Here is an 8,050-nt window from a genome sequence, read left to right as displayed (position 1 = left end):
CGTGGTCCCCCTTCCTTTACACAAGGAAGGCTGGATGGTTTCTACTAATTCTAAATATCTACCACATAACAAGGCAAGTTCTAGCCCCACAAACCCTAATTTATAGAACTTATTAATCTTAACCCACAATCAAAAAAATAACAAAATAAAATTCACCTATTCAATCACAAAATCAGAAAACCTCCATATGATATAGTGTTACACCGTCAATGACGGAAACAAAAGTTTCACTATGTATGGAGGTTTTACTTATGGCAGAAAGTCCTTTTGGTGAACATACCACTTGCAACCCTAAGGAATCTATTTGTATTGATGCCCAACGAATATATGACAGTTGTGGAGATAAGGATTGCCTTAGTGATTTAAGGGTATATTTTACCGAACAAAGCCAATCAGTAATTGACGGTGCAGTATCCGTCAGAATTAAGTCAGCAGATGTTATTACAGTGTATTCAACACTAGAGCAAGTACCATTCCATAGAGGCTTTTATTCTGTGGATATGACCTTCTTCTTTGATGTTGCTATTGAGGCATTTATGTCACCGGGTAGTTGCCCTGTAACAGTAAACGGTCTTGCAATTCATAGTAAAAAGGTTATTCTTTATGGTAGTGAGGGAAGTGTAAAGACTTTTACAAGTGAGTATAACTATGATGAGTGCGATTGTAAACAACTTCAACCATCGCAAAATCTACCGAAAGCTACTGTTCAGGTAGCAACACCAATTGCTCTATCAGCAAAGGTTTGTGAGTGCAAATGTCCTTGCAATCCACCTTGTAGAATTCCTGAGTCAATTTGTCGCAGATTTGGTGGAGATTTCTTGCAGAATGGTTCAATGTCTGTGTATGCAACAATCGGTATATTTACAATAGTACAGATAGAGCGAAATGTACAAATGCTTATACCGGCATATGACTTCTGTATTCCTGAGAAAGAGTGTGTCACAACTTCCGATAATCCTTGTGAAATGTTCAACAGACTCGAATTCCCTACAAATGAATTTTTCCCACCAACAGTATGTGATATTGGTGATGAAAATAAAAAGCCTGATTGTGGTTGTAAATAAAAATAACTGCCATCCTTATGGGTGGCAGTTTTCTTATAGTATTAAATTAAACTATCGAAAGAAAAAGCCACTCGTAAGAGTGGCTTATATAAATTATAGATTACTTAACATTCATTAGCACCCATTAGTGCTGCAACTCCTCGTTCACCTGTTCTGATTCTTAGAACATCAACAACTTCAGTAACAAAGCACTTACCGTCACCAACAGTACCTGTCTTTAAACATTTTTCAACTGCTTTTAGTACTTCTTCATATGGAATTTCAGAAACAACAACAGTAACCTTGATTTTCTTAATTAGGTTAACATCTCTTTTAACACCTCTGTAATATGTGTGACCTTTCTGCATACCACAACCGTTTACGTCAGAAACTGTCATACCGTTAACACCAAGGTAGTTAAGTGCTTCTTTTAAATCATCAAAAAGTTCAGGACGAGTTATAATTTCAACCTTATAAATTTTATTCATTGTCAAAACCTCTTATTAAATAGTTTTTGTTTACCAATCTTTTAGTTCATTACCTTTTACAAGAAAGGCTTTCTTTGAAATTTCAGCAAGGGGAGAGTCACTGTAACTGTCACTGTAAAAGTCCTCAATCTTTCCGTTAGGAAACATTTCATAAAATCTTCTGACTTTTTCTTTACCATGACAGTTGATTCCTTCATATTTACCGGTTTTCATATCAACCTTAGATGCCATTAGGTACTTAATTCCCAGTTCTTTACAAATAGGTTCTAAGAGAAATTCGGGGGAAGCTGAAATAATAACATCATCTTCTCTTTGTGTTTTGTAGTACCAATCTTTAATATTATTCTTATGACTTGCCCAAAATTCAGGTAAGTCCTTTTCTATATTAACATAAGGTAAGAAACGATACATCTTTTCTTTAAAATCAGTTTTGTTACCCTTTTTAAGTACATAGAACTTTGTGAAAGCCTTAATTAAACCGGGAAAAGTCTTAATAATACCTTTATGTCTTTTTAAGCAAAATAAGTAGAAATCTTTTGTAGAGTCTCCATTATATATAGTTTTATCAAAATCGTAACAGTTCATAAATACCTCTCAAATTGGATTTTATATTATTATATATTTTTTTTTAGTAAAATTCAATAAGGAGGTATTTTATGAAATAATATATTAATTAAATGTCAGCCGGATAAGCAACTTCACCATGTTGTGATTCGTCAAGACCAAGTCTTTCAACTGTGTCAGAAACTCTAAGTTTCTTAACAAATAGCTTAACAATACCGGCACAAATTAGTGTACCAACAATTGCAATTACAATAGTAACTATAATACTTTCTGTTTGTGCAAGGAATAGGTGATAGTCACCAAATACAAGTCCATCCCACTTAGCACCTGACTCAACACCGGGAGCAAGTTCCTTAACACCGAAGATACCTGTTGCAAGACCACCCCAGATACCACCAATACCGTGACAACCAAAAGCATCAAGTGCATCATCAATCTTTAGAACCTTTTTGATTAGGTGTACACCACCAACACAAATAGGGCTAACAAGTAAACCAATAATAATAGATGCCCAAATTGGTACAAATCCTGCCCCGGGAGTAATTGCAACCAAACCAACAACTAAACCTGTAGAACAACCAACAAGTGTTGGCTTTTTAGCAGTAATAATATCCATAATCAACCATGAGATTAAACCACAAGCTGATGAAATACCTGTTGTCATAAATGCATGAACTGCAGTACCGTTAGCAGCTAAAGCACTACCTGCATTAAATCCAAACCAACCAAACCATAGGAATGATGCACCTAAAAGAACAAATGGAATGTTGTGTGGCTGATAACTGTTTTTGTGGTAATCTCTTCTTTTGCCAAGAATAATAGCAAGTACAAGACCGGTAACACCTGAGCTGATATGTACAACATTACCACCGGCAAAGTCAACAGAATCAAGGTATAGTCCTGTTCCAAATAAACCTGAACCACCTTCAACTTCTGCTCCCATAAATCCACCACCCCAAACCATATGGGCTAGAGGATAATAAACAAGTAAAGACCATAAACAGATGAATGGTACAAGAGCTTTAAACTTCATTCTACCTGCTACTGCACCGGTAATAAGTGCCGGTGTAATAATAGCGAACATCATCTGGAATGCACAGAATAGTAGGTCAGGAATTTCAAGACCTCTTGTGCTTTCACTAATACTAACACCACTAAGACCTAAGAAGTCAAAGTTACCGATGAAACCACCATTGTCACCGCCAAATGATAGTGAATAACCAAATAGTACCCACATCAGTACAGCAGTACCGGCAATGAACATTGTAGCCATCATTGTGTTAATTACATTTTTCTTTCTTACTAGTCCTCCATAAAAGAATGCAAGTGCCGGTGTCATAATAAATACCAGTGCAGTGCAAACCATCATAAAAGCTATACTACCCCTATCCATTTTTTGTTCTCCTTTCAATATGGAAATAGAATAAAAAAAGACAAAGACGCAAACTACCTCTAGGTAGTTGACCTCTTTGTCTGATTTTAGTTTAGCATAATAAAATTTGCTTGTCAATACTTTATTTCTTGCAAAATTATAAAAAATAATTGAAAATACATTGAAAATACTTGTAAAATTGCAATTAAAATAAAATATCTTGCATTTATTTGTTATTAATAAACAAATAATCAATGTAGAATTATAAAAATCTCTATGAACATAAATTAACAATAAGTATATATTAAATGAAATAAAAGTTACTTTTTAGTAACAAACTACAATATTATCGTAACCTTTTGTAATATAGCTATTGTAAGATGTCAAAAGATGTGATATAATAAACTAGATAAATTATATGTTGAGGTGGACAGTATGTTTGGTTATGTTACTATATATAAAGACGAACTGCTTGTCCGAGAGTTTAATGAGTACAAGTCTGTTTACTGTGGATTATGTAGAACACTTGGCACGGAATATAGCAAATTGTCAAGGTTTATACTATCCTACGATTGTACTTTTTATGCTTTGCTTTTGCTTTCACTTAACGGTGAATGTCCCGGTTACGAAAAGAAAATGTGTAGATGTAACCCACTGAAGAAATGTACTTATATAAAGAACGGTGAAGATGCACTTTCAAAAGCATCGGCACTTTCTGTTGTAAGTGTTTACTTTAAGATAGTGGATAACATTTCCGACTCAAAGGGTATTAAGAAATTAGCATACAAATTTTTGAAACCTATTGCAAAGAAATGGGCAAATAAAGCAAAAGAAAAATATCCTTACATATATAATGCAGTTGAAACAATGTCTAAAGAACAATTTATAGTTGAATCAATGGATAATGTTCAGCTGGATATGTCAGCAGACCCTACTGCTAAAATGTTAAGGACTGTTTTGTCTTATGAGGAACAAGACAAATCAAGAAAATTAATTTTAGAAACAATGGGATATAACTTAGGTAGATGGATTTACCTTATGGATGCTGCTGATGATTTAGAAGAAGATAGAGAGAAAAATAACTATAATCCATTTTTATTAATGGATTATAACGGTGAAAAAAATTTCAAAAACTACATTTCTCAGATTTTGAACCAGTCATTAGCACAAGCATATAATGCCTTTGAATTACTTGATATTACATTATATAAAGGTATTATTGATAATATTTTGCTTAAAGGACTAGCTCAAAAGCAGAGAACAGTTTTATTTTCGGAGGAAAAGAATGGTAACAAATCCGTATAAAATTTTGGATATTCCAGAAACAGCAACTGATGAAGAAGTAAAGTCAGCATACAGAAAACTTGCAAAAAAGTATCATCCTGATAAGTATGTTGATTCTCCTTTAAAAGATGTTGCAGATGAAAAAATGAAAGAAATAAACGAAGCATATGATATGATTATGGATATGAGAAAGAACAAAAATTCTCAGAATCAATCATCATATGGTTCAAGTGCCGGTTATGGTGGTGAATCTGACCCAATTTTCCAGAGAGTTCGTCAGCTGATTATGACAAACAGTCTTGATGAAGCTGACAGAATGTTGGATTCAATGGCAGATTCTCAGAAGATTGCTGAGTGGTACTTCCTAAAGGGTATGATTGCTTCAAAGAAAGGTTGGGGAGAACAAGCCTTTCAGTATATCCAAAGGGCAGTACAAATGAATCCCGGTAATCCTGAATATACAGCAGCTTATCAGAACATAATGCGTGCAAGACAGTATGGTGCAGGTGGTGCATATAATCAGCCTAATCAACAGTATGGCTGTAGTTGTTGCGATATGTGTGCCGGTATGATGTGTGCAGATATGTGTTGTAACTGCTGTGGTGGTGGATGCTAATGAAACAAACTCAAGCCTTTAAAATTGCCATTGGTGGTGTAATTTCTGCAGTATCTTTAGCACTTATGATGTTTACAGGTATTTTTCCTTTTGGCACATATGCCTTTCCGGTTCTATCAGGAATTTTTCTAATTTCAATTTTCCTGGAATTTGGTTTTGGTTGGTCAATGCTTGTTTATGCAGTAATCTCCATAATGTCAATTTTGTTTGTTTCCGATAAAGAGGCAGCACTGTTCTTTACTTTGTTTTTTGGTTATTATCCTGTAGTAAAAAGCTATATAGAAAGACTAAAAAGTAAAGTGGTTCAGTATATCATAAAATTTGCAATTTTCAATGCTGCTTGTGTATCTGTTTATTTCTTAATGCTTTTTGTTTTTTCATTACCAAAGGATGCATTTGAAGTTTTTGGAGTTAACATTCCTTTAATTTTTCTATTAGCAGGTAATTTGATTTTTATACTTTATGACTTTGCAATTAAGGTAGCAGTTGCTCAGTACATAGATAAGTATAGAAAAATATTTTTTAAACAATGAGTGGGTGATTTCAATGGATAATTCGTTTTCAGCTAGAAAAGCTATTAGTGTTTTTCTGGCTATGATAATCGTAATTTCAACCTTTTTTGTTATGCCTATAACTTCTTCAGCTTATAGCAACAAGTATAAAGTTACTGCAAACGGTAATTTTAATATGAGAAAGTCAGCTAGTTCAAAAGGTAAAGTTGTTAAGAAAATAAAAAAGGGACAAGCACTTTACATTCAAAAGAATAGTAGTGGTAGCTGGGTTTATTGTAAAGACAGCTCAGGAAAAGCAGGTTATGTTCCGGTAAAGCATATTAACAAAACTAAGGGCTCATCTGTTTATATGACTTGTAAAACTACCGATAATGTAAATTTAAGAAAAGGTGCCGGTACTTCCTACGGAGTAATTACTGTTGTTCCAAGTGGCACAACAATGAATATGTCCAATAACGGTAATTCTTCATGGTCAAAGGTAAGTTACAACGGCTCAACAGGTTATCTTTCTAAATCTTACATAAGCATTTATTTTAAAACTACAAAAACATCACCAACACCTCCATCTACAGGTGGTGTAACAAAAGGTCCTCTTACTTTAAAGAGTACATCAGCCTCTGTATATAAAGGCAGTTACTACGGTATTCAGTATAGCAATACTTCAAGTTCAAAGATAAAGTGGACTTCAAGTAACTCTAAAGTTGCAACAGTTGATGATGAAGGTATTTTGTATGGTAAAGCAAATGGCTCAACAACAGTTAAAGCCAGTGTTGGTTCAAATTCTTTGTCTTGTAGTGTAAATGTTCGTGCAAAGAATAATAGTGTAAATATTTCAAATAAAAAATATAATATCACTAAAGGTAAATCAGTTTATTTAACTTCTTCTTCATCCGGTGCAAGTTGGTCCAGTTCAGATAATTCAGTAGCTACTGTTACAAATTATGGTTTGGTAACAACTAAGAAAGCCGGTAAAGCAGTTGTTTATTGCAAAACATCTTATGGTTGGGCAAGTTGTTTGCTAGATGTTAAGGGTGCAGAAGCTGTAAAGTTTACATATGCAAATCCTAACTCAGCACCAAAGAATAGCACAGTAACATTTGTTGCTATTACAGATAAAAGCAGAAGTGCAGTTAAATTTGATGTTACAATCGGTAGCAAAAAATATACTGTAAAAGCAACAGAAAAATCCGAAAGTGGTAACAACTACATTTGGAAAGGTAAGAAAAAGTTAACTGAGTCCGGTAAGTACAAGGTAGTTGCTTATTCACAACACAACGGTACTTGGTCAAAAAGTGTCGGTAGTTATGGTAAAGCTTTTGTAACTAAGGTTACCAGCAATACAGAAACTTCTTGTGAAGAAAGACACGCAAGTAACAGTGTTATTAACTTTATCTCTAACTACGAAGGTCTGCTTTCAAATGCTATGTTTGACCCATTAACCAGTTTCCCTTGCTTAACTGTTGGTTATGGTAGAGTTATTTATTCAGGTGACTCATTCTACAACGGAATGACCAAGAGTGAAGCTATGGCTTATCTAGTTGATTCTGTAGAGACTGATGGTTATGTTACTAAGGTAAATAATTTCCTACTTGGCAACAAAATAAAGTTTAATCAAAGACAATTTGATGCTTTAGTTACACTTGTATATAACTGTGGTACAGGTATTTTATCCAACGATAGTGATATTATTAATATGTTTGTTAATCATTCATATCCAAGTTCAAGTTCCAACCCAACTAAGGTTAAGACAACTGCGAAAGTTTCTATGAAAAAGTCTGCATCTGATAGTTCAGCTAATGTAAAAACTATTTCCAAAGGTGCTACACTTAAACTTGCCGGTGCTTCAATATACAGTAAAAAATATTATAAGGTAATTGACAGTAAGGGTGCAGTTGGTTATATTAACTACAAGTATCTAAATGTAACTTCTTATAACAAGAAAGGTACTCGTGACCTAAAGAATGTGTTTATCAAGGACTTTATCAGCAATATTTTCTGTTACCATCATGCCGGTGGCAGTTGCTATGCAGGACTATTGTATAGAAGAATTGATGAAGGTGAAATGTACTATTACGGTGACTATACCCGTGATGGTGAAAAGAATAAAAACAACTTCTATTATCGTTGTGTATATCATAACCCAAGCTTTGGTTGTAGCTAAAAGGAGAGAG

Annotated in this window: 8 protein-coding genes; 5 read left to right on the top strand and 3 right to left on the bottom strand. The window is 34.0% G+C overall.

What is annotated here, in order from left to right; all coding sequences use genetic code 11:
• Positions 1 to 251: 251 nt before the first annotated feature.
• Positions 252 to 1,064, top strand: coding sequence for a hypothetical protein (locus WMO18_RS00925; RefSeq protein WP_022505650.1), 813 nt, complete (start codon positions 252 to 254; stop codon positions 1,062 to 1,064).
• A 104-nt stretch (positions 1,065 to 1,168) separates the two neighbouring features.
• Here WMO18_RS00925 and WMO18_RS00920 read toward each other — a convergent pair whose 3' ends face one another.
• From WMO18_RS00920 to WMO18_RS00910, 3 genes are all read right to left on the bottom strand, one after another.
• Positions 1,169 to 1,531, bottom strand: a complete 363-nt coding sequence (locus WMO18_RS00920) for a P-II family nitrogen regulator (RefSeq protein ID WP_211147533.1) — start codon at positions 1,529 to 1,531, stop codon at positions 1,169 to 1,171.
• A 30-nt stretch (positions 1,532 to 1,561) separates the two neighbouring features.
• A complete protein-coding gene (locus WMO18_RS00915; RefSeq protein ID WP_211147532.1) occupies positions 1,562 to 2,116 on the bottom strand; it encodes an HAD-IB family phosphatase in 555 nt (184 codons plus the stop codon).
• An 88-nt stretch (positions 2,117 to 2,204) separates the two neighbouring features.
• Positions 2,205 to 3,488 carry an ammonium transporter gene (locus WMO18_RS00910; protein WP_211147531.1) on the bottom strand — a complete coding sequence of 428 codons (1,284 nt, stop codon included), beginning with the start codon at positions 3,486 to 3,488 and terminating at the stop codon, positions 2,205 to 2,207.
• Between the two features lie 414 nt (positions 3,489 to 3,902).
• On the opposite strand from WMO18_RS00910, the gene WMO18_RS00905 reads away from it, so the two are divergent.
• The 4 genes from WMO18_RS00905 to WMO18_RS00890 are packed head-to-tail and all read left to right on the top strand — an operon-like array spanning position 3,903 to position 8,040.
• On the top strand, positions 3,903 to 4,772 hold the full coding sequence (locus tag WMO18_RS00905) for a DUF5685 family protein (protein WP_211147530.1): 870 nt from the start codon (positions 3,903 to 3,905) through the stop codon (positions 4,770 to 4,772).
• Positions 4,753 to 5,367, top strand: coding sequence for a DnaJ domain-containing protein (locus tag WMO18_RS00900; protein WP_211147529.1), 615 nt, complete (start codon positions 4,753 to 4,755; stop codon positions 5,365 to 5,367). The genes WMO18_RS00905 and WMO18_RS00900 overlap by 20 nt, the downstream gene beginning before the upstream one ends.
• Complete coding sequence (locus tag WMO18_RS00895; RefSeq protein WP_022505657.1) at positions 5,367 to 5,900, top strand: hypothetical protein; 534 nt, start codon at positions 5,367 to 5,369, stop codon at positions 5,898 to 5,900. The genes WMO18_RS00900 and WMO18_RS00895 overlap by 1 nt, the downstream gene beginning before the upstream one ends.
• Positions 5,901 to 5,913: 13 nt before the next feature.
• Positions 5,914 to 8,040: an SH3 domain-containing protein gene (locus WMO18_RS00890; protein ID WP_211147528.1), complete on the top strand. Its 2,127-nt coding sequence runs from the start codon at positions 5,914 to 5,916 to the stop codon at positions 8,038 to 8,040.
• The last annotated feature ends 10 nt before the right edge of the window (positions 8,041 to 8,050 follow it).

Origin of the sequence: Ruminococcoides intestinihominis (genome assembly GCF_040096285.1) — a bacterium.
Classification (GTDB): Bacteria; Bacillota; Clostridia; order Oscillospirales; family Acutalibacteraceae; genus Ruminococcoides; species Ruminococcoides intestinihominis.
Note: the sequence above shows the minus strand (reverse complement) of the source record. Positions and strands in the feature narration are given on the sequence as shown.

Excerpts from the sequence above, each read along its gene's own strand:
- WMO18_RS00915 (WP_211147532.1), bottom strand. The coding sequence starts at position 2,116 with ATGAACTGTTACGATTTTGATAAAACTATATATAATGGAGACTCTACA.
- WMO18_RS00925 (WP_022505650.1), top strand. The coding sequence starts at position 252 with ATGGCAGAAAGTCCTTTTGGTGAACATACCACTTGCAACCCTAAGGAA.
- WMO18_RS00905 (WP_211147530.1), top strand. The coding sequence starts at position 3,903 with ATGTTTGGTTATGTTACTATATATAAAGACGAACTGCTTGTCCGAGAG.
- WMO18_RS00890 (WP_211147528.1), top strand. The coding sequence starts at position 5,914 with ATGGATAATTCGTTTTCAGCTAGAAAAGCTATTAGTGTTTTTCTGGCT.
- WMO18_RS00920 (WP_211147533.1), bottom strand. The coding sequence starts at position 1,531 with ATGAATAAAATTTATAAGGTTGAAATTATAACTCGTCCTGAACTTTTT.
- WMO18_RS00900 (WP_211147529.1), top strand. The coding sequence starts at position 4,753 with ATGGTAACAAATCCGTATAAAATTTTGGATATTCCAGAAACAGCAACT.
- WMO18_RS00895 (WP_022505657.1), top strand. The coding sequence starts at position 5,367 with ATGAAACAAACTCAAGCCTTTAAAATTGCCATTGGTGGTGTAATTTCT.
- WMO18_RS00910 (WP_211147531.1), bottom strand. The coding sequence starts at position 3,488 with ATGGATAGGGGTAGTATAGCTTTTATGATGGTTTGCACTGCACTGGTA.